The following is a 23,556-nucleotide window of genomic DNA, read 5'->3' as shown; positions in this document are numbered from 1 at the left end:
ACCCCCCTCCGCAACCTGACCGCGACCGTGAGCATCGATTACCGCAGCCTGCTGGTCATTGCCGTCGAGGAAGCCCGCCAGGGCCTGGCCGAGGGCGGCATCCCGATCGGCGCGGCCCTGTTCCGCCGCGACGGCACCCTGCTCGGCCGTGGCCACAACCGCCGGGTGCAGGAAAACGATCCTTCCGTGCACGGCGAGACCGATGCCTTCCGCAAGGCCGGGCGCCAGCGCTCCTACCGCGACACCATCATGGTGACCACGCTCTCGCCGTGCTGGTACTGCAGTGGCCTGGTCAGGCAGTTCGGCATCGGCACGGTGGTGATGGGCGAGGCGGTCAACTTCCAGGGCGGGCACGAGTGGCTGCGCGAACAGGGCGTTGAGGTCATCGACCTCAACGACGCCGAGTGCATCCGCATGCTTGGCGACTGGATCGCCGCCAACCCGCACGTGTGGAACGAGGACATCGGCGAAGACGACGCCTGCGGCCACGGACACTGAATGACTGATCCGCGGCGCGCGGGAGGTTCTCGCCGCCTGCACGCGCGCCGGCCGAGACTCGGGCCATGCCCGAGTCCCCCGACGACCTGGTCGTCCTGCGCCCGGAAGGGCTTTACTGCCCGCCCGGCGATTTCCACATCGATCCGTGGCGGCCGGTGCCGCGCGCGGTCATCACCCATGGCCATGGCGACCACGCCCGCGGCGGCATGGGCGAGTACCACTGCAGTCGCGACAGCATTCCGATCCTGCGCTGGCGCCTGGGCGGGCAGGTGGTGCACGCGCACGATTACGGCAAGGCCTTCACCCTCGGCCGGGCACGCGTGTCGCTGCATCCGGCCGGGCATGTACTGGGCTCGGCGCAGGTAAGGATCGAGGCCGATGGCCAGGTCTGGGTCGCCTCGGGCGACTACAAGCGCCAGCCCGATCCCACGTGTGCTCCGTTCGAACCGGTCCAGTGCGACACCTTCATCACCGAGGCGACCTTCGGGCTGCCTGTGTACCGCTGGCCGGACACGCGCCAGGTCGCGGCCGACATCGTGCAATGGCGGCGGCAATGCGCCGAGCGCGGCGAGGCCGCGATCCTGTACTGCTACGCGCTGGGCAAGGCGCAGCGCGTGCTGGCCGAACTGCGCCGACTGGATGACGTGCCAGCGCTGCTGCACGGTGCGATCGACGCCGGCGTGCAGGTCTACCGCCAGGCCGGCATCGCGATGCTCGATACCGAACGCGTCTCGGACCTGCCACGCAACGCCGACTGCGCCGGGCGCCTGGTGATCGCCCCGCCCTCGGCCGCAGGCAGCGCCTGGCTGCGGCGCTTCCGTCGCGCCCAGCACGGCTTTGCCTCCGGCTGGATGCGGATCCGCGGCAACCGCCGCCGGCGCAACGTGGACCGCGGCTTCGTCATCTCCGACCACGCCGACTGGCCCGACCTGCTGCGCACCATCGCCGACACCGGCGCGCGCCGGATCATCGCCACCCACGGCAACACCGACGCCCTGGTGCGCCACCTGTGCGAACAGGGCGTGGCCGCCGAGTCCTTCCACACCGGCTACGGCGATGAAACCCTGCAGGACGCCGCAGCGGCCGGCGAGCCGCAGGAGCCGGGCACATGAGGCGCTTCGCCGCGCTCTACCGGGAACTGGACCGCAGCACCGCCACCGGCGACAAGCGCGCGGCCCTGGTCGCCTATTTCCGCGATGCGCCGCCGGCCGACGCCGCCTGGGCCCTGCACCTGCTGTCCGGCGGCAAGATCTCCGGCGCCGGCCGCAAGATCGCCGCCAGCGGCGAACTGCGCGCCTGGGTGGGCGAAGTCGCCGGCCTTCCCGGCTGGCTGGTGGACGACAGCTACTCGCAGGTGGGCGACCTGGCCGAGACCGTGACCCTGCTGCTGGACGACCCGCCCGATGCCGGCGCCGACGTGCCGCTGTCGGAATGGATCGAACGGCGCCTGCTGCCGCTGGCCAATGCCGTGCCGGAAGTACGTCGCGCCGCGATCATCGAGGCCTGGCGCAGCCTGTGCTTCGACGAGCGCCTGGCCTTCAACAAGCTGCTGACCGGCTCGCTGCGGGTGGGTGTGTCGCAGCGACTGGTGCAGCAGGCGCTGGCCGAGCTGTCCGGGGTGGATATCGCCCGCATTGCCCAGCGCATGCTTGGCGCCTGGACGCCCGATGCGGCCTGGATGCAGCACCTGCTGGACCCGGAAGAGCAACCAGGCGACCGCCAGCAACCCTATCCGTTCTTCCTTGCCTCGCCGCTGGAAGCCGAACCCGGGAACCTGGGCCCGATCGAAGACTGGCTGCTGGAATGGAAGTGGGACGGCATCCGCGTGCAGCTGCTGCGCCGCGCCGGCGAGGTGGCGCTGTGGTCGCGCGGCGAGGAGCGCCTGGATGGCCGCTTCCCCGAGATCGAACAGGCCGCCGCGGCGCTGCCGGACGGGACGGTGATCGACGGCGAACTGCTGGCCTGGCGCGATGGCGAGGATGCGCCGCTGCCGTTCACCGCGCTGCAGACCCGAATCCAGCGGCGCAAGCCGGGCGCGAAGACCCTGGCCGACACGCCGGTGCGGGTGGTGGCATACGACCTGCTGGAGCTCGATGGCCAGGACCTGCGCGCGTTGCCGCAACTGCAGCGCCGCGCGCGGCTGGAACGGGTGCTGGCGGCGCTGGTTGGCCCGCGCATCGCGCTGTCGCCGCAGGTGCAGCCCGCCAGCTGGGAGCACGCCGCCGCGCTGCGCATGCAGTCGCGCGGGCGCGGCGTGGAAGGCCTGATGCTCAAGCGCGCCAGTGCCGCCTACCAGTCCGGCCGCCGCCGCGGCGACTGGTGGAAGTGGAAGATCGACCCGCTGACCATCGACGCTGTGCTGATCTACGCCCAGGCCGGCCATGGCCGGCGCAGCACCCTGTTCACCGACTACACCTTCGGCCTGTGGCACGACGGCGCCCTGGTGCCGGTGGCCAAGGCCTACTCCGGGCTGGACGACGCCGAGATCCTGAAACTCGACCGCTGGATCCGCGCGCACACCCTGGAACGCTTCGGCCCGGTGCGCTCGGTGGAACCGGTGCAGGTGTTCGAGCTGGGCTTCGAAGCAGTCAACCGCAGCAGCCGGCACAAGTCCGGCATTGCCGTGCGCTTCCCGCGCATCCTGCGCTGGCGCCACGACAAGCCGGCCGCCGAGGCCGACGTGCTGGCCACGCTGCAGGCGCTGGCGCGATGAGCGGCGCGCCGCCGGCCACGCCACCGGCGCCTCCGCGGCCGACCGCGGCCGCATTGCGTCGCGCGCGCCGGCAACTGGATGCCTGGTTCGCGCAACGCGAATGGATTCCGCTGCGTTTCCAGCGCGAGGTCTGGCGCCGCGCCCTGGCTGGCGAGTCAGGCCTGCTGCACACGCCCACCGGCAGCGGCAAGACCCTGGCGGTGGCCGGCGCGTCCCTGCTCGAGGCGCTGGCACGCGCCGAATCCGCGCCAGCCACGAAGCGCCGCATGCGCGCCGCCGAGGCGCATCCCCTGCGCCTGCTGTGGATCACCCCGCTGCGCGCGCTGGCCAGCGATACCACCCGCGCGCTGCGCGAGCCGGCAGCGGCGCTGGGCCTGGACTGGCGCGTGGGCCAGCGCACCGGCGACGCCTCCGCGCGCGACCGCCGCCTGGCGCGCGAGGGCGGGCTCGACGCGCTGGTGACCACGCCGGAATCGCTGGCCCTGCTGCTGTCCTATCCCGACGCGCCGGAGCGCCTGCGCGCGCTGGACATGGTGGTGGTCGACGAGTGGCACGAGCTGCTGGGCAACAAGCGCGGCGTGCTGCTGCAACTCAACCTCGCGCGCCTGCGCGCGCTGCGCCCCGGGCTGCGCATCTGGGGCCTGTCGGCCACGCTGGGCAACCTCGGGCAGGCACGCGAGGTGCTGCTGCCTCACGTTCCCGGTGCGGCCCTGGTCGGCAGCCCCCGCGCCCGCACGGTGGCGGTGCGGACGCTGCGACCCGAGGGCCGTGAACGCTTCCCCTGGGCCGGGCATCTGGGCCTGGGCCAGCTGGCGCGCGTGCTGGAGCGGCTGCTGGCGGTGCGCAGCAGCCTGCTGTTCACCAATACCCGCGCCCAGGCCGAACTCTGGCACCAGGCGCTCGCTGCGGTCTGGCCCGAGGATCCGGCCACCCTCGCCCTGCACCACGGCTCGCTGGACCCGGCCCTGCGCGGCGCCGCCGAGCAGGGACTGCGCGAGGGCACGGTGCGCTGCGTGGTGGCCACCTCGAGCCTGGACCTGGGCGTGGATTTCCCGGCGGTGGACCAGGTGCTGCAGCTGGGCAGCCCCAAGGGCGTGGCGCGCCTCCTGCAGCGCGCCGGCCGCGCACGCCACCGTCCCGGCGAATCCGGCGCGATCACCTGCGTTCCCACGCACGCGCTGGAACTGCTGGAGTTCGCCGCCGCCCGCCATGCGCTCCGCAGCGGCCGGGTGGAAGCGCGCCCGCCACCGCGGTGCCCGCTGGACGTGCTGGCCCAGCACTGCGTCAGCTGCGCGCTGGCCGGCGGCTTCGAGCCGGATGCGCTGCTGGCCGAGGTGCGCGGCACCCACGCCTTCGCCGGGCTGGACGATGCGACCTGGCGGGCGGTGCTGGACTTCATCGTCCAGGGCGGCCGCGCGCTCTCGCACTACCCGGACTTCCGCAAGGTGGTCCGCGCGGAAGACGGCCGCTACGTGGTCGAAGACCGCCGCGTGGCGAGCCGCCACCGGCTGTCGATCGGCACCATCACCAGCGATGGCAGCGTCACCGTGCGCATGCTGCGCGGCGGTCGGCTCGGTGCGGTGGAGGAACAGTTCGTCGGCCGCCTCCGCCGCGGCGACCGCTTCCAGTTCGCCGGGCGCCTGCTGGAGCTGGTGCGCCTGGAGGACATGACCGCCTACGTGCGGCCCGTGCGCGGTGGCGAGGGTGCAGTGCCGACCTGGCGCGGCGGGCGCATGCCGCTGTCCTCGCAGCTGGCCGACGAGGTGGAGCAGCTGCTGGGCACGCCCGACGGCTCGCCCGAACTGCGCGCGCTGGCGCCGCTGCTGGCATTGCAGGAACGCCTGTCCGCCCTGCCCGGGCCCGGCCGGCTGCTGGCCGAGCAGGTCACACTGCGCGGGCGCCTGCACCTGTTCGCATACCCGTTCGGCGGGCGCCAAGTGAACGAAGGCCTGGCTGCGCTGTTCGCCCTGCGCTGGGGTCGGCTGCAGCGCAACAGCTTCGCCTTCGCCGCCAACGATTACGGCCTGGTGCTGTCGCCGGCGCAGCCGGTGCCGGTGGACGAAGGCCTGCTGCAGGCGATGTTCTCGCCACAGGCACTGGCGGAGGACCTGCGCCAGGCGCTCAACCTCAGCGAACTGGCACGCCGCCGCTTCCGCGAGATCGCGCGCGTCTCCGGCCTGCTGGTGCCCACGCTGCCGGGCCGCCAGCTGCGCAGCCTGGGCCAGCTGCAGGCCTCCTCCGGGCTGCTGTTCGACGTGTTGAGCCGCCACGATCCCGGGCACCTGCTGCTGGCCCAGGCCGAGCGCGAGGTGCTGGAAGGCGAACTGGAACTGGACCGGCTGGAACAGGTGCTGCGCGACCGCGGCGCGCGCGCGCTGGTCCTGGCCCGGCCGCCGGGGCTGACCCCGCTGTCGTTCCCGCTGTGGGCCGAGGGCCAGCGCGGCCAGCTCAGCACCGAGGACTGGCGCACCCGCGTGCGCCGCGCCGCCGAGCGGCTGGAGCGTCGCCATGGACGCTGACTGGCGTACGGAACTGGCCGGCGAACCGGTGCGGCTGCTTGGCGCACGCGCGCTGTACCGGCCACGCGCGCGCGCCCTGCTGGTGGCCGACCTGCACCTGGGCAAGGGCGATGCCTTCCGCCGCGCGGGGATCGCCATCCCCGGCGGCGGCACCGCGCACGACCTGCAGCGCCTGGATGCCCTGCTGGCCGCGCATCCGGCCCAGGTGCTGTGGATCCTCGGCGACCTCCTGCACGGCCCGGCACCGCGCGCACACTGGCTGGCGGCGTGGCAGGCCTGGCGCGCAGGCCATCCCGGCTTGCGCATCCGCGTGCTGCGCGGCAACCACGACCGCGCCCTGGACGCGGCCGCGCTGGGTGTCGAGGACGCCGGCAGCGAACAGCGCGATGGCCCGTTCCTGCTGCGCCACGAGCCGCGCCCGGCGCCGGACGCGCACGTGCTGTGCGGCCACCTGCACCCCCTGGCCGCCCTGCCCGGCATGCGCCGGCGCTGGCCGGCGTTCTGGCTGCGCGAGCGCCTGACCGTGCTGCCGGCGTTCTCGGCCTTCACCGCCGGCGTGGTGCCGATGCAGCAGCCGGGCGAGCGCCTGGTGGCGTGCGTCGAGGACGAGGCCTTCGCCCTGCCGCCATGGCCGCGCTGAACGCTGTGCGATGAAGGCCCTCTAAAGCGCCAGCCACCAGCCGCCGAGGAACGCGCCACCACCGCCGGCGCAGTGAAGCAGGCATCGGCGATTCCGCTGCATGACGCGCGCGGAGGCTCGCAGATCGCGAAGCAGACCCGGGGCACGTCCGCCGGGTGGCGCGTGGCCCGCGGGGCGGCACAAGTCGCACGGCCTGCACGCCGTGCTCCGCATGATCCAGGGCACGCCCGACGAAGACGGAGGACCTCAGATGAGGATGACGCCCGCCCAGTCCGCCCTGCTCAATGCCCGCGAGAAGCAGCTGCTGCAGGCGCGCGGGCCGTACGAAGTGAAACAGCTGGCCACCCTGATCCGGCGCACCCGCGAACTGCGCGACCGCCAGCGCGACCTGGCCCAGCGCCAGCGCGTGGCGGCAACCACGCAGGGACGCTCCAGGGAATCGGCCACGATCACGCGCACCTTGCGCAAGGAGCAGCTGTTCAGCCGCGCCCTGGAGCAATTCGAGGCACAGCTGGCCCGGATCAACCGCGAATCATCCGATGTGATGGGCGAGCTGGCACTCGGCAACAACGCCGCCGCCTCGCGCCCGGGCCGGCGCGCGACGACCGCGGCCGCGCCGCGCGAGCCTTCGGCCGGGAGCGCGAAGAAAGCCGGCGTGGCCAGGTCGCGCACCGGCGTTGCGCTGCGCGGGCGCGCCCAGGCGGCTTTCCGCTAGCAAGAAGGGCCGGCACCGCCATGGTGCCGGCCCTTCCATGCCAGGCGTCGCGACCGCTCAGAGGATGTAGCGGCTCAGGTCCGGATCCTGCACCAGTTCGCCCAGGTGCTGGTCCACGTAGGCGCGGTCGATGGTGATCGCCTGGCCATCGCGGTCCGGGGCCTCGTAGCTGAGGGTGTCGAGCAGGCGCTCGAGCACGGTGTGCAGGCGGCGGGCGCCGATGTTCTCCTGGCGCTCGTTGACCTGGGCCGCGATCTCGGCGATGCGCTCGATGGCATCGGTGGTGAATTCCAGCTTCACCCCCTCGGTGGCCAGCAGCTCCACGTACTGCCGGGTCAGCGCGGCCTTGGGCTCGGTGAGGATGCGCACGAAGTCTTCCTTGCTCAGCGCGCCCAGTTCCACGCGGATCGGGAAGCGGCCCTGCAGCTCCGGGATCAGGTCCGAGGGCTTGGCCAGGTGGAAGGCGCCGGAGGCGATGAACAGGATGTGGTCGGTCCTGACCGTGCCGTACTTGGTGGACACGGTGGAGCCTTCCACCAGCGGCAGCAGGTCGCGCTGCACGCCCTCGCGGGAGACGTCGCCGCCGCCCACGTTCTCGCCGCGCTTGGCGACCTTGTCGATCTCGTCGATGAACACGATGCCGTGCTGCTCGCAGGCCTCGATCGCCGCGGCGCGCACGTCGTCCTCGTTGACCAGGCGCGCGGCCTCCTCCTCGATCAGCTGCGGGCGCGCGGCACGGATGGTCAGGGTGCGCTTGTGGGTGCGGCCGCCGCCGAGGCTGGCGAACATCTGCTTGAGCTGCTGGCCCATCTCCTCCATGCCCGGCGGGGTCATGATGTCCACGCCCGGGGCGGCGGCGGCCAGCTCCAGCTCGATCTCGCGGTCGTCCAGCTCGCCGTCGCGCAGCATGCGGCGGAACTTGGCGCGGGTGGAATCCTCCGGGCCGGACACCTGCACCTCGGCGGTGCCGCCGCCGAAGCCCGGCACCGCGCGGCGCGGCAGCAGCGCGTCGAGGATGCGCTCCTCGGCGCGTTCCTCCGCCTGCAGGCGCACGCGCGCCTTGGCCTGCTCGCGGTACATCTTGACCGCGGTATCGGCCAGGTCGCGGATGATCTGCTCCACGTCCTTGCCCACGTAGCCGACCTCGGTGAAGCGGGTGGCCTCGACCTTGACGAACGGGGCGTTGGCCAGCGTCGCCAGGCGCCGCGCGATCTCGGTCTTGCCCACGCCGGTGGGGCCGATCATCAGGATGTTCTTCGGCATCACCTCGTTGCGCAGCTCCGGGTCCAGCTGCATGCGCCGCCAGCGGTTGCGCAGGGCGATCGCGACCGCGCGCTTGGCGGCCTGCTGGCCGACGATGTGGCGGTCCAGCTCCTGCACGATCTCGCGCGGGGTCATGGTCGGGGAATTGTTCGCGGTCATCTGGGGGATCCGTGATTCGTTATTCGTGGTTCGTGATTTGTGGCTGGAAGAAGCAGCACCGGGCCGGTTCGCGACGGAAGTGAGTTGAAGGAGCGCTTTGCTCTCTACGAATCACCAATCCCGAATCACGAATCCCGGCTCTTGAATCCCGGTTCTTCCTCACAGCTCTTCGACCACCACGTTGCGGTTCGTGTAGATGCAGATGTCGCCGGCGATGCCGATCGCCTCGGTGGCGATGGTGCGGGCGTCCAGTTGCGTATGCGCCAGCAGGGCGCGCGCGGCCGACAGCGCGTAGCTGCCACCGGAACCGATGGCGATGATGCCGTCCTCCGGCTCGATCACGTCGCCGGTGCCGCTGATGACCAGCGAGGTTTCCTTGTCGGCCACCGCCAGCAGGGCCTCGAGCTTGCCGAGGCGGCGCTCGGTGCGCCAGTCCTTGGCCAGCTCCACCGCGGCGCGGGTCAGCTGGCCATGCTTCTCAAGCTTGGCCTCGAACAGTTCGAACAGGGTGAAGGCGTCGGCGGCGGCGCCGGCGAAGCCCGCCAGTACCTGGCCGTCGCGGCCCAGGCGGCGCACCTTGCGCGCGTTGCCCTTCATCACCGTGTGGCCAAGCGTCACCTGGCCGTCGCCGGCGATGGCCACCTTGTCGCCGCGGCGCACGCAGACGATGGTGGTGGCGTGGAACACATTGGGGTTCTGGCTGGGGTCCATGCGGCACTCCGGGGATCGATAGCTCCCTCAGTGGGGGCTGACCCGGACCGGTTCAAGCCGGCCGCCGCCAGGCCTGGCGCCCGCCGGCGATGACCACCGCGCGCAAGCCCATCGGGCATCCAGGGCCCGGATCCCCACCGGGGCCAGGCCAGGCCCGCCATCGCCACGCCATCCAGGCCGCAGCCCAGCAGTCCACCGCTCGCGGCAACCGGGACCGCGGCGGGCAGTCTCCGCACGCGACGCCTCGCTGGCAGCTGCGCGTGCGATCCCCTTCCACGGGCCCGGCAAGGCCGCGTCGCCGCAAGTCCATCCACCGCACGCGGACGCGGCACCGGCCGGGTTCCTGCCCGCGATTGGCGGCCTGCCGCCCGCGGGTCCGGCCCGCGGCGGCTGGCAGGCGGCTGCGGAGCATCTGCCGGACCGTCGGCACTGCAGAACGTGCAGGCTCCGGCGCGGCACCTCCACGCCCCCGCCACGTCGGCGACGCGTGCTGTTCACGGCTCTGGCGCCAAGGTCGTACGCCTGGCCGGGCCCCCGGCGCAGCAATCCGAGTGGAGATCCCAATGCTGGCCACCACCTACCGCCGCCCCCGCAAGATGCGCATCGAGCATGTCGCCGAGCCGGAGATCGAGCATCCGAACGATGCCATCGTGCGCGTCACCCGCACCTGCATCTGCGGATCGGACATCCATATCTACAACGGCCTGGTGCCCGACACCCGGGTCGGCTCGATCATCGGCCACGAGTTCTGCGGCGTGGTCGAGGAAGTCGGGCCCTCGGTGCAGAACCTGAAGGTGGGCGACCGGGTGCTGGTGCCGTTCAACATCTTCTGCGGCAGCTGCTATTTCTGCCAGAAGGAGCTGTACGGCAACTGCCACAACGTCAATTCGCAGGCCAGCGCAATGGGTGGCTTCTACGGTTACACCCATACCGCCGGCGGCTACGACGGCGGCCAGGCCGAGTACGTGCGCGTGCCCTTCGCCGACGTCGGCCCGACCGTGATCCCCGAGGACATCCACATCGAGGACGCGGTGCTGCTGACCGACGCCTTCCCCACCGGCTACCAGGCCGCGGAGATGGGCAGCATCCGCGAGGGCGACACCGTGGTCGTGTTCGGCGCCGGTCCGGTCGGCCTGTTCGCGGCCAAGAGCGCGTGGTTCTTCGGCGCCGGCCGGGTGATCGTGGTCGACTGCGAGGACTACCGCCTGGAGTTCGCGAAGAAGTTCGCCCACGCCGAGACGGTCAACTTCCGCGAGGCCGATGACGTCGCCACCCACCTGAAGAAGATCACCGACTGGCTGGGCGCGGACGTGTGCATCGACGCGGTCGGCTGCGACGCCACCGGCAGCGCGTTCCACGGCATCACCGGGAAGATCCTGATGCTGCAGGCCGGCTCGCCGATCGCCCTGCACTGGGCAATCAACAGCGCGCGCAAGGGCGGGCGCATTTCGATCGTCGGTGTCTATGGGCCGACCTTCAACATGATTCCGATCGGCAACGCGGTGAACAAGGGCCTGACCCTGCGCATGAACCAGGCCAGCGTGAAGCGCCACCTGCCGCGGCTGATCGAGCACATCCGCGCAGGCCACATCTCCCCGCGCGAGGTCATCACCCACCGCATCCCGCTGGAGGACGTGGCCGACGCCTACGACATCTTCGTCAACAAGCGCGACAACTGCATCAAGACCGTGCTGGTCCCGCCTTCGGCGCGGGCGGAAGCATGAGCCGGCGCGCACAGGAGCAGACCATGGATCGCAGCAGCTACGCCCACATCCCCGGCTGGGGTTCGGACCTGGAACGCGGGAACCGCCCGGCTGTGCCAATGGAACGCACCCCACCACGGCTGGACGTGCCGTGGAGCGAGCCGCCGCCGCGGCAGCCGATGACCGTCGAGGTGCTCAAGTCGGTCGAGCGGCCGGAGCATTCGCGCACGTTCGGCACCCGCCTTCCACCGAAGGGCCTCAGCGGCGCGATCCGCCGCGCCGCCTTCCGCCGCAGCGAGAACGACATCGGCCACTGGTTGGCGCTGGTTGCCGCCGACCGGGTGAACATCGTCGAGGGCCTGTGCCAGGACGTGCGCCGCTCGCCGGCCAAGGCCATCATCGCCGGGCTGGGCATCGGGCTGGCGGCCTGGTGGCTGCTGCGGCGCGACTGAGCGGCCGGAACTTCGATCCTGGCCAGCGCCGCTGGCACGCGGCTGCGGCGTCCCGGCGCCTCAGCCGCCGCGCAGCGCCCTGGGCGCCCGGCGCTCCCAGGCCAGGCGGACCAGCGCGGCCACGATCTTCGGGTTGGCGCCGGCCAGGCGGATGCGCACCCCCACCGCCTTGCTGCCCCAGGTCAGGGTCTCGACCCAGGCCGGATGCAAACGGACCGCCAGTTCCCGCTGCTCGTCGTCGAGGAAGAGGTGCGCGTGCTTGCCGTCCGGCGGCATGGTCGCGAAGATCCTGCCCCCGACCCGGAACGAGGCGTAGTCGAAGTGCGGGGCCTCGCTGGCCTCCGGCAGTGAGAGCGCGTACTGGCGCAGTTGTTCCGGCTTCATTGGTAGCCTCCGGGTGCCGGGCTTCAGGAGCGCGGTCGCGACTCCCGGTAATGCGTGCCCACGCATAGCAGGGCGCAGACCAGCAGCACGCTGTACTCCATGCCGTTGCGGCCCAGGCCGACCACGAACCAGCCCTCGGGCAGGTGCACCAGCACCAGTCCCGCCAGGTAGATCGCGGCAAAGCCCAGGCTCAGCGGGAACACCAAACGGCGCAGCGCGAACAGGGCCGAGCCGACGATCTCGTACAGCGTCACGCCCCAGGCGATCACCGGTCCGATCATGAAGCCCAGGCCGTCCAGCCACTGCCCGAACGGCGCCACCGCGCCGGCGAACAGGCGTGCCCAGCCATGCGCGGCGATCAGCACCGCCAGCACGAGGCGCAGCACGGTCCACAGCTTCTCGTCGCGGGAATGCATCCTCGTCCTCCACTGCCCGCGGGCGCTGCCGGTTGCGGCGCTACCCTGCCCAGGATGGCCCGCCGCTGGAACCCGGCGGGGCGACGCAGGCAGGGTACGCCGGAATCGCCTGCGGGGCATCTCCGGGCCGGCCTGCGCCGCCCGCCGCTAGCCCTTGCGCCGGGCGCGCGGGTGCGCGGCGTCGTAGACCTTCGCCAGGTGCTGGAAATCGAGGTGGGTATAGATCTGGGTGGTGGCGATGTCGGCATGGCCGAGCAGTTCCTGCACGCCGCGCAGGTCGCCGGAGGACTCCAGCACGTGGCTGGCGAAGCTGTGCCGCAGCATGTGCGGGTGCACGTGCTTGAACAGCCCCTGGCGCGCGGCCAGCTGGCGGATCCGCACCTGCACCGCGCGCGGGCTGATCGGGCGGCCGCCGCGGCCGGGGAACACGAAATCGTCGGCGCCTGCACCGGTGGACTTGCGCCACTCCTGCAGCGCGCGGCGCGCGTGCGAGCCCACCGGCACGGTGCGCTGGCGGCTGCCCTTGCCGAGCACCGTGACCAGTCCTTCCTCCAGCTGCAGGTCGCGCCAGCGCAGCGCGCACAGCTCGCTCAGGCGCAGGCCGGAGGAATAGAACAGTTCCAGCAGGGCACGGTCGCGCAGGCCCAACGGGGCGTCGGTGTCCACTTCCACCAGCTGCACCGCCTCGTCCACGTCCAGCACCTGGGGCAGCTTGCGCGGGGCGCGCGGCGCGCGCAGGCCGGTGGCCGGGCTGGCGGCGATCGCGCCGTGCTTCAGCAGCCAGGCGTAGTAGCTGCGGCAGGCGGACAGGCGCCGCTGCAGGCTGGTCGGCGACAGCCCGCGGCGGTGCTCGCTGGCGATGAACTCGCGCAGCTGCGCGCCGTCCAGGCGGGCGGCCGCGGCGCCGCGCGCGGCAGCCCAGTCCTGCAGCGCCTGCAGGTCGCGCTGGTAGGCGTCCAGGGTGTGCGGCGACATCGCCCGCTCCACCCGCAGGTGCTCGAGGAAATCGTCGATGCCGTTCGTGGTCATGGCGCCGGGGCCGGGGACATGGGTCGCATCATGCGCCCGCCGCGGCGCGGCGGGCGCGTGCCGGGCTCAGGGCTGGGCGTCGAAGCGCGCCAGCGCGGTGGCCAGGGCCTCGCCCATCATGCGCAGGAACAGGGTGCCCATGCCCGGGTAGAAGCGGTTCGGGTCGTGGCTGCCGACCGCGACCAGGCCGGTGCCGGCCAGCGGCAGCAACGCGCTGGACTGCACCTGCTCGCGCGCCTGCCCGTACAGCACCGCGTTCTTGTCCGCTTGCAGGCGCCCGCACAGCGGCTCGCCGGAGGCCAGCGCGTCGCGGAACGCGCCCAGTTCCGGCGCGTCCTCGGCCACCACGCGCAGCCACTCGGCGTCCTCCAGGCCCGCCACCGGGCGGAACGAGACGATCCGCACCAGGTCGCCGGCGAAGTCCTCGGCCAGCGAGGCGGCCATCGCGCGCAGGGTCTCGGCGCGGCTGTCCTGGCGCATCAGCGACAGGGTCAGCTGGTGGGTGCGCACCGCCAGCTGCTCGTTGACCTGGGCGTTGGCCGACAGGTCGGCCAGCCGCCGCGACAGCTCGCGGTTCTTCTCCCGCAGCACCTCCAGCTGGTAGCTGGCCAGCGAGGCGGTGCGTCCGTCCTCGCGCGGCACCACCAGGCTTTGCGCCAGGTCGGGGAACTGCTTGAGGAAATCCGGGTGCCGGCGCAGCCAGGCAGCCACCTCGTGCGCGCCGAGTTTCTCCTGGGTCTCGCTCATGCCTGCCACTCCCCTTCGAATACGAATGCGGCCGGTCCGGCCATGATGATCGGTGCGTCGTCGGCCGCCCAGCCGATGCGCAGGTCCCCGCCCGGCAACGACACCGTGGCCTGCCGCGCGATGCGGCCGCGCCGCACCAGCGCGGCCACCGCGGCGCAGGCGCCGCTGCCGCAGGCCAGGGTCTCGCCCACGCCGCGCTCGTACACGCGCAGGCGCACGTGGTCCGGCGCCAGCACCTGGGCGAAGCCCACGTTGACCGACTGCGGGAACGCGGGCGAGGCCTGCAGGGCGGCGCCAAGCCCGGCCACGTCGGCTGTGCCCACGTCGCCTACCTCGATCACCGCGTGCGGATTGCCCATCGACACCGCGCCAAACACGACGCGGCGGCCATCGAGCTCCAGCGCGTACTCCGCCGCCTCGGCCTCGAACCCGGCCAGCGGCACCGCAGCCGGGGCGAAGCGCGGCGCCCCCATGTCGACCGCGTAGCGGTCGTCGCCCAGTACCTGCACCTGGTGGATGCCGGCGGGGCTGTCGACCACGAAGCGTTCGCCGCGGGCGGCACCGTCGCGCACCAGCCAGGCGGCCACGCAGCGCGCGCCGTTGCCGCACTGCCCCGAGGGGCTGCCGTCGGCGTTCCAGATGCGGTAGGCGGCCACCGCGCCGGCGCTGCGCGGCGGCTCGATGGTCAGGATCTGGTCGCAGCCCACGCCGCGGTGGCGGTCGGCCAGGCGCGCGGCCAGTGCCGCGTCCGGCGGTGGGCTGCCATCGCGCAGGTCCAGCACGACGAAGTCGTTGCCGGCCCCGTGCATCTTGCTGAAGCGCAGGCGCTCAGCCATCGCCATCGTCCGCGCCTGCGTCCTCCGGCACGGGCAGCGGCTCGGCCGGGGTGGTGGGAACGTCGCCCGGCGCGGGCGCGTCCGGCTCCACCGGGGAACTGGCCGGCGGCGCGGGCGCCGGGTCCTCGACCGGGACCGGCTTCTGCGGCATGACCAGCGGGCCCTTGTTGCCGCAGGCGGCCAGCAGCGGCAGCGCGGCAAGTGCCAGGAGGAAGGCGGAACGTCGGATGGTGTCCATGCGCCGAGTATAGCGACGCGCTGGTGCAGGCCGGTTCGCCGGCTGCCATTCACGGCGGCGGATCGGCGCCCTCCGGTGGCTCCGGGCGCAGCCACAGCCAGGTGCCGACCACGGCCATGCAGGCAACCGGCAGCACCACCATCCAGGCGCGGTGCGAGGGCACGGCCAGCATCACCCCCAGCAGGACCGCGGCGCAGGCGAGCATCGCCCAGGTCGCCGCCCATTTGGCCCGGCGTGGTACCGCGCGGTGCTGGCGCCAGGCGCCAATCACCGGACCGAAGCGCGGATGCTCCAGCAGCCGCCGTTCCAGCCGCTCGGAGCCGCGTGCCGCGGCCCAGGCCGCGACCAGGATGAAGACCGTGGTCGGCAGGCCCGGCAGGAAGATGCCGAGGATGCCCACGCCGAGGCTGGCGTAGGCCAGCAGCCACCAGGCCCAGCGGAAGCGGTCGCGGTTGCCCATCGGCGCATCATAGGCCGGCGGGCGTGGCGCGTCCGTGGCCGCCCGGCCACGGACGGCATGGCGTGCGCGGGCGGCAGGCCCGCGCACGCGCCCGGGTCAGGGCTTTTCGGCCACGCCCAGCTGGTCGAGCACGAAGGCGTAGTACTCGGCCTGCTCGCGGAAGCGGCGGAAGCGGCCGGACTTGCCGCCGTGGCCGGCGTCCATGTTGGTGCGGAACACGATCGGCGCCCTGCCGGTGTTGAGGTCGCGCAGCTTCGCCACCCACTTGGCCGGCTCCCAGTACTGCACCTGCGAGTCCCACAGGCCGGTGCCGACGAACATCGCCGGGTAGGCCTGGGCGCGCACGTTGTCGTACGGGGAGTACTTGAGCATGTACTCGTAGTACTGCGGCTGCTCCGGGTTGCCCCACTCGTCGTACTCGTTGGTGGTCAGCGGGATCGACGGATCGAGCATGGTGGTGACCACGTCCACGAAGGGCACCTGGGCCACGATCACCTTGTAGTCCTGCGGCGCCTGGTTGGCCACCGCGCCCATCAGCAGGCCGCCGGCACTGCCGCCCATGGCCGCGACCCGGCCCGGCGCGGCATAGCCCTGCGCGACCAGGGCGCGGGTCACGTCGACGAAGTCGTTGAAGGTGTTCTGCTTGCGCAGCAGCTTGCCGTCCTCGTACCACTTGCGGCCCAGTTCCTGGCCGCCGCGGATGTGGGCGATGGCGTAGACCACGCCGCGGTCCAGCAGGCTCACCACCGGGCCGTTGAAGCCCGGGTCCATGGAGATGCCGTAGCTGCCGTAGGCGTACTGGAACAGCGCCGCGGTGCCGTCCTTCCGGAAGCCCTTGCGGTAGACCAGCGACACCGGGATGCGCACGCCGTCGCGCGCCTCCACCCACAGCCGCTCGGTGGCGTACTGCGACGGGTCGTAGCCCGGCACCGCCTGCTGCTTGAGCTGGCGGCGCTCGCCGGTGGCCACGTTGAGCTCGTAGGTGGTGGCCGGGGTGGTCAGCGAGGTGTAGCCGTAGCGCAGCCACTGGGTGTCCGGCTCGGCGTTGACCGACAGGCCCATCGAGTAGGCCGGCTCGTCCGCCGCCACGTACTGCTGGCTGCCGTCGGCGCGCAGGATGCGCACCCGCTCCAGGCCGCCGGAGCGCTCGCCGACCGCGGTGAAGCCGTCGAACAGCTCGTACTCCTCGATGAACACCTCGGGGTCGTGCGGCAGCCAGTCCTGCCACTGCTTGCGCGAGGTGGCGTCGCTGGGCGCGGTGACCAGCTTGAAGTTGGTGGCGCCGTCGGCGTTGGTGCGGATCACCCAGCGGCCGCCGTGGTGGTCGGCGTCGTACTCCACGTCGCGCTGGCGCGGCGCCAGCACCCGGAACTCGCGCGGGTCCGCGGCCGGGGCGTAGCGGACCTCGGAGGACACGGTGCTGTCCAGGCCGATGGTGATGTACTTGTCGTCGCGGGTGCGGCCGATGCCCATGTAGAAGGAATCGTCCTCCTCCTCGTACACCAGCTGGTCCTGCTCCGCCGGGGTGCCCAGCACGTGCTTCTTCACGCGCACGGTCAGCAGCGTTTCCGGGTCGTTCTCGACGTAGAACAGGGTGCGGTTGTCGTCGGCCCACACCAGGTTGGGCGAGACGCCCTTGATGGTGTCCGGGTAGACCTCGCCGGTGGCCAGGTTGCGGAAGCGGATGGTGTACTGGCGGCGGCCGACGTCGTCCTCGGCCCAGGCCAGCAGGGTGTTGTCGGGGCTGACCTCGTAGTCGCCGACGCTGAAGTAGTCCTTGCCGGCGGCCAGCTGGTTGACGTCCAGCAGCACCTGCTCGGCGGCGAAGTCGCCGGCCTCGTTGGCGGCCTGGATCGCGACCGCGTCCACGCCGGGGCCGTCCTTGCGGCGGGCGTGGACCGGGTAGTCCTTGCCCTTCTCGTAGCGCGAGTAGTACCACCAGCCGCGCTCGCGGTACGGCACCGAGCTGTCGTCCTGCTTGATGCGCGCGACGATCTCCCCGTACAGCTTCTCCTGCAGCGGCTTCAGCGGCGCCAGCAGCTGGTCGGCGTAGGCGTTCTCGGCCTCCAGGTAGGCCAGCATGCGGCGGTCCTGGCGGGTGTCGTCGCGCAGCCAGTAGTAGTCGTCCTGGCGGGAGGCGCCGAACGGGGCGGTCACCGTGAACGGCTTGCGCTCGGCGTCGGGCGGGGCGGCGATGGCGGGGGGCGTGGTCATCAGCAGGGCAAGTGCGAACAGGAAGGGCATTCTCATCGATGCGGTCCCGGGATGGAAAACGGAAGGGTCCGCGCGCGCGCGGACCCCGGAACCAGGCGCCCCCGGCCGGGGCCGGGGGCGCGAGGGATCACTTCTTGGCCTTGGCCGGCTGGCTCAGGCGCTGCCAGAGGAAGGCGTAGGCCAGCGCGCTCATGTGCGCGGCCTGGGCATTGTTGGCCGCGCCGCCGTGGCCGCCCTCGATGTTCTCGTAGTAGGTCACGTCCTTGCCGGCATCGATCATCTTCGCCGCCATCTTGCGCGCGTGGCCCGGGTGGACGCGGTCGTCGCGGGTGGAGGTGAGGAAGATCACCGGCGGGTACTCCTTCGCCGGGTCGAACAGGTGGTACGGCGAGAAGGTCCTGATGAACTCCCAGTCGGAAGTGTCCGGGTTGCCGTACTCGGCCATCCACGAGGCGCCGGCCAGCAGCTTGTTGTAGCGCTTCATGTCCAGCAGCGGCACCTGCACCACCACCGCGCCGAACAGCTCCGGGTACTGGGTCAGCATGTTGCCGGTCAGCAGGCCGCCGTTGCTGCCGCCCTGCACGCCCAGGTGCTGCGGCGAGGTGATCTTGCGCTTGACCAGGTCCTGCGCGACCGCGGCCATGTCCTCGTAGGCCTTGTGCCGGTTCTGCTTGAGCGCGGCCTGGTGCCAGCGCGGGCCGTACTCGCCGCCGCCGCGGATGTTGGCCACCGCGTACACGCCGCCGCGCGACAGCCAGGCGCGGCCGAGGCCGCCGGAGTACGACGGGGTCAGCGAGATCTCGAAGCCACCGTAGCCGTACAGCAGGGTCGGCGCCTTGCCGTCCAGCTTCAGGTCCTTCGGCCGCACCAGGAAGTACGGCACGCGGGTGCCGTCCTTGCTGGTGGCGAAGTGCTGCTCGATCGCGTGCTTGCTGCTGTCGAAGAACGACGGCATCGACTTCAGCTGCTCCGGCTGCTGGCCGATGGCGGCCAGCGACAGCGTGGTCGGGGTCAGGTAGTCGGTGGCGGTCAGCCACACCGCGTCGGATTCGTCGCTGTCCACCGCGCCCACGGCCAGGGTGCCGAACGCCGGCGCGCCCACGAACTCGCTGCGCTTCCAGCCGCCGGCGGCCGGGGTCAGCACGTGCAGGCGGTTCTTCACGTCCTCCAGCACGTTGAGCACCAGGTGCGAGCGGGTCCAGGCGAAGCTGGCCAGCGAGCTGCGCTCGGTCGGCTCGAACAGCACCTCGAACTCGCGCTTGCCGGCCATGAACTCGTCGAAGTTGGCCGCCAGCAGCGAACCGGCGGCGTAGGTGCGGCCGCCCACGGACCACGGCTCGCGCAGCTCCAGGGTCAGCCACTGGCGCTTGACGCCCTTGTTGGCCGAGTTGGGCGCGTCGACCTTGGCTAGCTTGCCGTCCTTGCCGACCAGGTACAGCTCGTCGTTGTAGAAGGCGATGGTGCGGCTGACGAAGTCGCGCTCGAAGCCCGGGGTGTCGTCGTGGAAGGCGGCGATGTACATGTCGTCGTCCTTGCCCTCGTACACGACCTCGGCCGACTCCAGCGGGGTGCCGCGCTTCCAGCGCTTGACGATGCGCGGGTAGCCGGACTCGGTGGTCGAGCCGTCGCCGAAGTCGGTGTAGACGTAGACGGTGTCCTGGTCGATCCAGTTCAGGCCGCCCTTGGCCTCGGGCCGGAAGAAGCCGCCCTCGACCCAGGCCTTGCGCTCGAGGTCGAACTCGCGGGTGACGTCGGCGTCGGCGCCGCCGCGCGACAGCGCGATCAGGCAGCGCTCGTAGGCCGGGCGCAGGCAGTCGGCGCCGTGCCACACCCAGTTCTCGCCCTCGGCCTTGTTCAGCGCGTCGAGGTCGAGGATCGTTTCCCAGGCGGGATTGGGCTTGCGGTACTCCTCGAGCGTGGTGCGGCGCCAGACGCCGCGCTCGTGGTTACGGTCCTTCCAGAAGTTGTAGTAGTACCCCCCGATCTTCTGCACCCCGGGGATCTTGGCGTCGGAGTCCAGCACCTCGCGGATGCCGGCCTCCATGGCCTTGAACTCGGGCGTGGAGGCGAGGGCGGCGTCGGTCCGGGCGTTCTGGGCGCGGACCCAGGCCAGCTGGCGCTCGCCGGTCACGTCCTCCAGCCACTGGTACGGATCGTCGGCCATGTTGGGCTCCTGGGCATGGGCCACCCCGGCGGCGGCGAGACCGGCGACGAGGCAGGCCTGGGCAAGACGCGACATACGCACTCCGTGAAACTGGGACAGCCGGCGAAGCTAGCACAGCGCCCGCCGGACGTACGCATGCCGATGGTCAGGGGCCCGTGGCGGTCCCGGCCGCGCTCAGGCGGCCGCGCGGCGGCCGAAGCCGGAAGCCCGGCGCCCCCCCCCCCCGCGGCGGCGGGCCTGGACCCGCGGCCGCAGCTGGCGCAGGCGGCGCGCGGCGGCCGGCAGCGCCGGCGGCAGGCGGAAACGGTGCAGCGCCCACCATGCCGCCAGCGGCATGCCCACCAGCCACAGCGGCCACCAGCCGATCCACTCGGAGGAACCGCGCAGCGGCGGCACCAGGCATACGCCCAGCAGGCCGGTGGCGAACCAGTAGCGCAACAGCCTTTCCAGGTTCGATTCCGGAGCCCCGGCGGCTTCGGGTTGGCGGGGGGCGGCGGCGGGGGTAGGCGACCAGTTCGACATGGCTGCGGCTCCTTGTTGGGAGGCGCAGGTTGCCGGGGGGCCATCTCACCGGCTGCGATGGTGTACCCCCTCCGCCTGCGGGGAGGTCGGGGGCGAGAGCCGGGCTCCAGCCGCAGCGATCACTGCCAGGGCCTACGGAAGCACACCGACTTTGCGGGCAATGCTGCAACCGGTGCCCGCGCCCGGGGAGCCCGGAGTTCCGCTTCTTGCGGGCCCCAGCCGGCGCCGGGTTGCCGGGCCCTTCCCCTATCCCCGGGAGGAAGAGGGAAGCATGGCCCCCGCCTCAGCGGTCGTACTGCGCCAGCGCCAGCGAAAGCAGGCTCTTGGCCTGCTCGCGCAGCACCGCCGGCTCGACGATCTCGGCATCGGCACCGTAGTGCAGCACGTCCATCAGCAGCTCGCGCGAGACGCTGTAGGGCACCTTCAGCTCGTAGCGGCCGTCGGGCAGGAAGCGGCCCTGCTGGCGCGAGTGCCAGTGCTCGTCGGCCACCCAGCGCGCGACCTTGGGGCTGAACACGATGGTCGCCCAGCCCTTGGGCTCGCCGGAGAAGATGCCGTAGCTGGAAGCGAAGTGCTGGTCCAGCACGCCGTCCTCGACATCGTGCGCCGGCTCGTCCAGCAGCCGCGCCTGGCTGATCCGGTCCACGGCGAAGCTGCGCAGGCCCTCGCGCTCGTGGTCCCAGGCATCCAGGTACCAGTTGTCGCGGTAATGGGTGATCCGCTGCGGCGAGACCTTGCGCCGGGTGATCTCGTCGGTGGAGCGGGCGCGGTATTCGAAGGCCAGGCGCTTGCGCTCCAGCACCGCCGAGGCGACGGTGCGGAAGCTGGTCTCGTCCAGGCGGCGGCCGCGGTGCGGGATCACCCGCACCCGCTCCACCGGCCAGCGGCTAGTGCCAGCCTGGGCGGCAAGCAGGCCCTCGATGCGCTGCTGCAGCGGCGCCAGCACGCTGGACAGCACCCCGGCGCCGGTGCGCCGCAGCAGCTGCTGCGAGGCCAGCAGCGCGTACAGCTCCTCGGAGCTGAGCCACAGCCCCGGCAGCTCGAACCGCTCGCTCTCGGCCGCCGCGTAGCGGAAGCCCGCCTCGCCGTCGCCCTCCACCGGCGCCATCAGCGCGTCGCGCAGGAAGGCCAGGTCGCGGTAGACGGTGGCCCGGGAGCAGCCCAGCTCCTCCTGCAGCCGCGGCACGGTCACCGGGTAGCGCGCCGCCTTGAGGATGCGGTGCAGCGCGTTGATGCGTTCGTAGCGGTCCATGCCCGCGATTATGCGCGGTTGCAGGGCCCGCTGCGACGGAGGCCGGGCGACCCGCCCTGCCGGCCGCGCTTGCCTGGCTCGCAGGCACCCGGCCCACCGGCGCGGCTCGCGCCAGCTGCGGCACGGGGCGTGCGGGCGGGCGCGGGGCCTACAGGAACTCGCCGGCGCCGCGCTCCAGCAGCTCGGCGGCCAGGCGCCGGCCCAGCGCCGCCGGGTCGGCGGCCGGGCCCTCGCCTTCGGCGCGCACGGCGCGGCCGTCGGCGGCCGAGCCGACCAGGGCCTGCAGGTGCAGGCGGTCACCGCGCAGCTCCGCGTAGGCGGCCACCGGCACGTGGCAGCTGCCGTGCAGGCTGCGGTTGAGCGCGCGCTCGGCCTCGATCACGGTGCGGGTGGGCGCGTGCTCCAGCACCGACAGCAGGCCGAGGGTGCGTTCGTCGCCGGCGCGGCACTCGCAGGCCACCACCGCCTGCGCCGGCGCCGGCAGCCACTGCGGCGGCAGCAGGCGGGAGCGGATGCGCGCGTCCAGGCCCAGCCGCTGCAGGCCGGCGCACGCCAGCACGATGGCGTCGTACTCGCCGGCGTCGAGCTTGGCCAGGCGGGTGTTGACGTTGCCGCGCAGGTCGCGCAGCTGCAGGTCCGGGCGGCGCGCGCGCAGCTGCGCCTGGCGGCGCAGCGAGGAGGTGCCGACCACCGCGCCCTGCGGCAATGCGTCCAGGTCGGCGCAGGCGTTGCTGACGAAGGCATCGGCCGGGTCGGCGCGCTCCAGCACCGCCGGCAGGGCGAAGCCCGGCTCCAGCTCCATCGGCACGTCCTTGAGCGAGTGCACCGCGCAGTCGGCCTCGCCGCGCTGCATCGCCAGCTCCAGTTCCTTGAGGAACAGGCCCTTGCCGCCGATCGCCGCCAGCGAGCGGTCCAGGACCTCGTCGCCGCGGGTGCTCAGCGGCACCAGCACCACCTCCAGGCCGGGATGGGCCGCGCGCAGGCGGGCGGCGACGTATTCGCTCTGCCACAGGGCGAGCGGGCTCTTGCGGGTGGCGATGCGCAGGGTGTCCATGCGCGCATTATCGGCGAAGCACGCCCCCGGCGCCTTGCGCGGAACGCTTGCGCCGGTGGCCTGCCCCTGCCCGGCTGGCGCTCAGGGCTGCTGCAGGGCCTGGCGCAGCACCGGCACGCAGCGCCGGCTGACCTCCAGGGCCGGCCCGCCGCTGCGCAGCAGGGCCTGGACGTGGCCGTCCGGGCCGCGCCGCAGTTCGGACAGTTCGCGGCGCGCCACCAGGCAGTTGCGGTGGATGCGCACGAACAGGTCGCCGAACTCCTCTTCCAGCGACTTCAGCGATTCCTCGATCAGGTCCTGGCCGCGGGCGTGGTGCACGACCACGTACTTCTCCTCGGCCTGCAGATAGCGCACGTCCTCCAGCGGGATCACCCGCAGGCTGCCGCGCAGGCGCGCGCACAGCTGGGTGCGGCGCTGCGCCGGGACGGCGTTGCCGCGCCCGGCCAGGAACGCGCGCACGCGCTCCAGCGCGGCGGCCAGCCGCTCCGGGCGCACCGGCTTGACCAGGTAGTCGATCGCCGCGGCCTCGAACGCCGACAGCGCGTGCTCGTCGTAGGCGGTGCAGAACACCACCGCGGTGGCCGGGTCGCTGCCGGCCAGGCGCCGCGCCACTTCCAGCCCGTCCATGCCGGGCATGGCGATGTCCAGCAGCACGGCGTGCGGCTGGTGGCGGGCGCAGGCCTCCAGAGCCTCGCTGCCGTCGCCGGCCTCGGCCACCACTTCGACTCCTGCATCGCCGGCAAGAAGCGTGCGCAGGCGCTCGCGCGCCAGCGGCTCGTCGTCGGCGATCACCAGCTTCAGGCTGTGCATCAGGCGGATTGCGGATTTTCCCCGCGGCCATGGTAGCCGCGCCGGCGGCCGGCCGCC

Annotated in this window: 23 protein-coding genes; 8 read left to right on the top strand and 15 right to left on the bottom strand. The window is 72.5% G+C overall.

Annotated elements, in window-relative coordinates; translation table 11 throughout:
• Positions 1-27 precede the first annotated feature (27 nt).
• The 6 genes from PSEJ31_RS0101515 (at position 28) to PSEJ31_RS0101490 (ending at position 7,085) form a co-directional block, all read left to right on the top strand.
• Positions 28-498 (top strand): nucleoside deaminase, encoded by a 471-nt coding sequence (locus tag PSEJ31_RS0101515; RefSeq protein WP_028914438.1) that lies wholly within the window; start codon positions 28-30, stop codon positions 496-498.
• A gap of 65 nt (positions 499-563) precedes the next feature.
• The gene (locus tag PSEJ31_RS0101510) at positions 564-1,610 is read left to right on the top strand and encodes a ligase-associated DNA damage response exonuclease (RefSeq protein ID WP_028914437.1); all 1,047 of its coding nucleotides are present in this window, start codon (positions 564-566) and stop codon (positions 1,608-1,610) included.
• Positions 1,607-3,211, top strand: a complete 1,605-nt coding sequence (locus PSEJ31_RS0101505) for an ATP-dependent DNA ligase (protein ID WP_028914436.1) — start codon at positions 1,607-1,609, stop codon at positions 3,209-3,211. Before PSEJ31_RS0101510 ends, PSEJ31_RS0101505 begins: the two co-directional genes overlap by 4 nt.
• Positions 3,208-5,730, top strand: a complete 2,523-nt coding sequence (locus tag PSEJ31_RS0101500) for a ligase-associated DNA damage response DEXH box helicase (RefSeq protein WP_051403603.1) — start codon at positions 3,208-3,210, stop codon at positions 5,728-5,730. The genes PSEJ31_RS0101505 and PSEJ31_RS0101500 overlap by 4 nt, the downstream gene beginning before the upstream one ends.
• A complete protein-coding gene (gene pdeM / locus PSEJ31_RS0101495; RefSeq protein ID WP_028914434.1) occupies positions 5,720-6,370 on the top strand; it encodes a ligase-associated DNA damage response endonuclease PdeM in 651 nt (216 codons plus the stop codon). The genes PSEJ31_RS0101500 and pdeM overlap by 11 nt, the downstream gene beginning before the upstream one ends.
• A gap of 250 nt (positions 6,371-6,620) precedes the next feature.
• Entirely contained in the window at positions 6,621-7,085 is a 465-nt protein-coding gene (locus PSEJ31_RS0101490; protein ID WP_028914433.1) for a hypothetical protein, read from the top strand.
• 57 nt (positions 7,086-7,142) lie between these two features.
• Here PSEJ31_RS0101490 and hslU read toward each other — a convergent pair whose 3' ends face one another.
• Both hslU and hslV read right to left on the bottom strand, forming a co-directional pair.
• Positions 7,143-8,507 carry an ATP-dependent protease ATPase subunit HslU gene (gene hslU, locus PSEJ31_RS0101485; RefSeq protein ID WP_028914432.1) on the bottom strand — a complete coding sequence of 455 codons (1,365 nt, stop codon included), beginning with the start codon at positions 8,505-8,507 and terminating at the stop codon, positions 7,143-7,145.
• 159 nt (positions 8,508-8,666) lie between these two features.
• Positions 8,667-9,218, bottom strand: coding sequence for an ATP-dependent protease subunit HslV (gene hslV / locus PSEJ31_RS0101480; protein ID WP_019399937.1), 552 nt, complete (start codon positions 9,216-9,218; stop codon positions 8,667-8,669).
• 563 nt (positions 9,219-9,781) lie between these two features.
• Here hslV and PSEJ31_RS0101475 point away from each other — a divergent pair.
• Together PSEJ31_RS0101475 and PSEJ31_RS15495 are read left to right on the top strand one after the other, a co-directional pair.
• Positions 9,782-10,942 (top strand): zinc-dependent alcohol dehydrogenase, encoded by a 1,161-nt coding sequence (locus tag PSEJ31_RS0101475; RefSeq protein WP_028914431.1) that lies wholly within the window; start codon positions 9,782-9,784, stop codon positions 10,940-10,942.
• 23 nt (positions 10,943-10,965) lie between these two features.
• Complete coding sequence (locus PSEJ31_RS15495; RefSeq protein ID WP_125075786.1) at positions 10,966-11,373, top strand: hypothetical protein; 408 nt, start codon at positions 10,966-10,968, stop codon at positions 11,371-11,373.
• 60 nt (positions 11,374-11,433) lie between these two features.
• Here the strand turns inward: PSEJ31_RS15495 and PSEJ31_RS0101465 are convergent, their stop codons facing one another.
• The 13 genes from PSEJ31_RS0101465 to PSEJ31_RS0101405 form a co-directional block, all read right to left on the bottom strand.
• Positions 11,434-11,757, bottom strand: coding sequence for an MmcQ/YjbR family DNA-binding protein (locus PSEJ31_RS0101465; protein ID WP_019399940.1), 324 nt, complete (start codon positions 11,755-11,757; stop codon positions 11,434-11,436).
• Positions 11,758-11,780: 23 nt separating this feature from the next.
• On the bottom strand, positions 11,781-12,173 hold the full coding sequence (locus PSEJ31_RS15490) for a DoxX family protein (RefSeq protein WP_051403602.1): 393 nt from the start codon (positions 12,171-12,173) through the stop codon (positions 11,781-11,783).
• A 147-nt stretch (positions 12,174-12,320) separates the two neighbouring features.
• Positions 12,321-13,202 (bottom strand): tyrosine recombinase XerC, encoded by an 882-nt coding sequence (gene xerC / locus PSEJ31_RS0101455; protein WP_028914430.1) that lies wholly within the window; start codon positions 13,200-13,202, stop codon positions 12,321-12,323.
• A 66-nt stretch (positions 13,203-13,268) separates the two neighbouring features.
• Positions 13,269-13,949 (bottom strand): DUF484 family protein, encoded by a 681-nt coding sequence (locus PSEJ31_RS0101450; RefSeq protein WP_019398822.1) that lies wholly within the window; start codon positions 13,947-13,949, stop codon positions 13,269-13,271.
• Positions 13,946-14,791: a diaminopimelate epimerase gene (gene dapF / locus PSEJ31_RS0101445; RefSeq protein WP_019398823.1), complete on the bottom strand. Its 846-nt coding sequence runs from the start codon at positions 14,789-14,791 to the stop codon at positions 13,946-13,948. Before dapF ends, PSEJ31_RS0101450 begins: the two co-directional genes overlap by 4 nt.
• Positions 14,778-15,023: a lipoprotein gene (locus PSEJ31_RS0101440; RefSeq protein WP_019398824.1), complete on the bottom strand. Its 246-nt coding sequence runs from the start codon at positions 15,021-15,023 to the stop codon at positions 14,778-14,780. The genes dapF and PSEJ31_RS0101440 overlap by 14 nt, the downstream gene beginning before the upstream one ends.
• A 49-nt stretch (positions 15,024-15,072) precedes the next feature.
• The gene (locus PSEJ31_RS0101435) at positions 15,073-15,483 is read right to left on the bottom strand and encodes a YbaN family protein (RefSeq protein WP_019398825.1); all 411 of its coding nucleotides are present in this window, start codon (positions 15,481-15,483) and stop codon (positions 15,073-15,075) included.
• Positions 15,484-15,579: 96 nt separating this feature from the next.
• Complete coding sequence (locus PSEJ31_RS0101430; protein ID WP_232210960.1) at positions 15,580-17,727, bottom strand: S9 family peptidase; 2,148 nt, start codon at positions 17,725-17,727, stop codon at positions 15,580-15,582.
• A gap of 97 nt (positions 17,728-17,824) precedes the next feature.
• Complete coding sequence (locus tag PSEJ31_RS0101425; RefSeq protein WP_026010562.1) at positions 17,825-19,936, bottom strand: prolyl oligopeptidase family serine peptidase; 2,112 nt, start codon at positions 19,934-19,936, stop codon at positions 17,825-17,827.
• Positions 19,937-20,035: 99 nt separating this feature from the next.
• Complete coding sequence (locus tag PSEJ31_RS17375; protein ID WP_028914428.1) at positions 20,036-20,383, bottom strand: hypothetical protein; 348 nt, start codon at positions 20,381-20,383, stop codon at positions 20,036-20,038.
• Between the two features lie 283 nt (positions 20,384-20,666).
• Positions 20,667-21,635, bottom strand: a complete 969-nt coding sequence (locus tag PSEJ31_RS0101415) for a YafY family protein (RefSeq protein ID WP_028914427.1) — start codon at positions 21,633-21,635, stop codon at positions 20,667-20,669.
• Between the two features lie 148 nt (positions 21,636-21,783).
• Positions 21,784-22,689, bottom strand: coding sequence for a hydroxymethylbilane synthase (hemC, locus tag PSEJ31_RS0101410; protein WP_019398830.1), 906 nt, complete (start codon positions 22,687-22,689; stop codon positions 21,784-21,786).
• An 81-nt stretch (positions 22,690-22,770) separates the two neighbouring features.
• On the bottom strand, positions 22,771-23,499 hold the full coding sequence (locus PSEJ31_RS0101405) for a LytTR family DNA-binding domain-containing protein (RefSeq protein WP_198015012.1): 729 nt from the start codon (positions 23,497-23,499) through the stop codon (positions 22,771-22,773).
• Positions 23,500-23,556 lie beyond the last annotated feature (57 nt).

Source organism: Pseudoxanthomonas sp. J31 (assembly GCF_000510725.1).
In the GTDB taxonomy this organism is placed as follows: Bacteria; Pseudomonadota; Gammaproteobacteria; order Xanthomonadales; family Xanthomonadaceae; genus Pseudoxanthomonas.
The sequence above is the reverse complement of the archived record's forward strand: the minus strand, read 5'-3'. Positions and strand labels throughout refer to the sequence as shown.

What these genes read in the sequence shown, in the direction of transcription:
- PSEJ31_RS0101510 (WP_028914437.1), top strand. Translation starts at nt 564, where the DNA reads ATGCCCGAGTCCCCCGACGACCTGGTCGTCCTGCGCCCGGAAGGGCTT.
- PSEJ31_RS0101505 (WP_028914436.1), top strand. Translation starts at nt 1,607, where the DNA reads ATGAGGCGCTTCGCCGCGCTCTACCGGGAACTGGACCGCAGCACCGCC.
- PSEJ31_RS0101500 (WP_051403603.1), top strand. Translation starts at nt 3,208, where the DNA reads ATGAGCGGCGCGCCGCCGGCCACGCCACCGGCGCCTCCGCGGCCGACC.
- pdeM (WP_028914434.1), top strand. Translation starts at nt 5,720, where the DNA reads ATGGACGCTGACTGGCGTACGGAACTGGCCGGCGAACCGGTGCGGCTG.
- PSEJ31_RS0101490 (WP_028914433.1), top strand. Translation starts at nt 6,621, where the DNA reads ATGAGGATGACGCCCGCCCAGTCCGCCCTGCTCAATGCCCGCGAGAAG.
- hslU (WP_028914432.1), bottom strand. Translation starts at nt 8,507, where the DNA reads ATGACCGCGAACAATTCCCCGACCATGACCCCGCGCGAGATCGTGCAG.
- hslV (WP_019399937.1), bottom strand. Translation starts at nt 9,218, where the DNA reads ATGGACCCCAGCCAGAACCCCAATGTGTTCCACGCCACCACCATCGTC.
- PSEJ31_RS0101475 (WP_028914431.1), top strand. Translation starts at nt 9,782, where the DNA reads ATGCTGGCCACCACCTACCGCCGCCCCCGCAAGATGCGCATCGAGCAT.
- PSEJ31_RS15495 (WP_125075786.1), top strand. Translation starts at nt 10,966, where the DNA reads ATGGATCGCAGCAGCTACGCCCACATCCCCGGCTGGGGTTCGGACCTG.
- PSEJ31_RS0101465 (WP_019399940.1), bottom strand. Translation starts at nt 11,757, where the DNA reads ATGAAGCCGGAACAACTGCGCCAGTACGCGCTCTCACTGCCGGAGGCC.
- PSEJ31_RS15490 (WP_051403602.1), bottom strand. Translation starts at nt 12,173, where the DNA reads ATGCATTCCCGCGACGAGAAGCTGTGGACCGTGCTGCGCCTCGTGCTG.
- xerC (WP_028914430.1), bottom strand. Translation starts at nt 13,202, where the DNA reads ATGACCACGAACGGCATCGACGATTTCCTCGAGCACCTGCGGGTGGAG.
- PSEJ31_RS0101450 (WP_019398822.1), bottom strand. Translation starts at nt 13,949, where the DNA reads ATGAGCGAGACCCAGGAGAAACTCGGCGCGCACGAGGTGGCTGCCTGG.
- dapF (WP_019398823.1), bottom strand. Translation starts at nt 14,791, where the DNA reads ATGGCGATGGCTGAGCGCCTGCGCTTCAGCAAGATGCACGGGGCCGGC.
- PSEJ31_RS0101440 (WP_019398824.1), bottom strand. Translation starts at nt 15,023, where the DNA reads ATGGACACCATCCGACGTTCCGCCTTCCTCCTGGCACTTGCCGCGCTG.
- PSEJ31_RS0101435 (WP_019398825.1), bottom strand. Translation starts at nt 15,483, where the DNA reads ATGGGCAACCGCGACCGCTTCCGCTGGGCCTGGTGGCTGCTGGCCTAC.
- PSEJ31_RS0101430 (WP_232210960.1), bottom strand. Translation starts at nt 17,727, where the DNA reads ATGCCCTTCCTGTTCGCACTTGCCCTGCTGATGACCACGCCCCCCGCC.
- PSEJ31_RS0101425 (WP_026010562.1), bottom strand. Translation starts at nt 19,936, where the DNA reads ATGTCGCGTCTTGCCCAGGCCTGCCTCGTCGCCGGTCTCGCCGCCGCC.
- PSEJ31_RS17375 (WP_028914428.1), bottom strand. Translation starts at nt 20,383, where the DNA reads ATGTCGAACTGGTCGCCTACCCCCGCCGCCGCCCCCCGCCAACCCGAA.
- PSEJ31_RS0101415 (WP_028914427.1), bottom strand. Translation starts at nt 21,635, where the DNA reads ATGGACCGCTACGAACGCATCAACGCGCTGCACCGCATCCTCAAGGCG.
- hemC (WP_019398830.1), bottom strand. Translation starts at nt 22,689, where the DNA reads ATGGACACCCTGCGCATCGCCACCCGCAAGAGCCCGCTCGCCCTGTGG.
- PSEJ31_RS0101405 (WP_198015012.1), bottom strand. Translation starts at nt 23,499, where the DNA reads ATGCACAGCCTGAAGCTGGTGATCGCCGACGACGAGCCGCTGGCGCGC.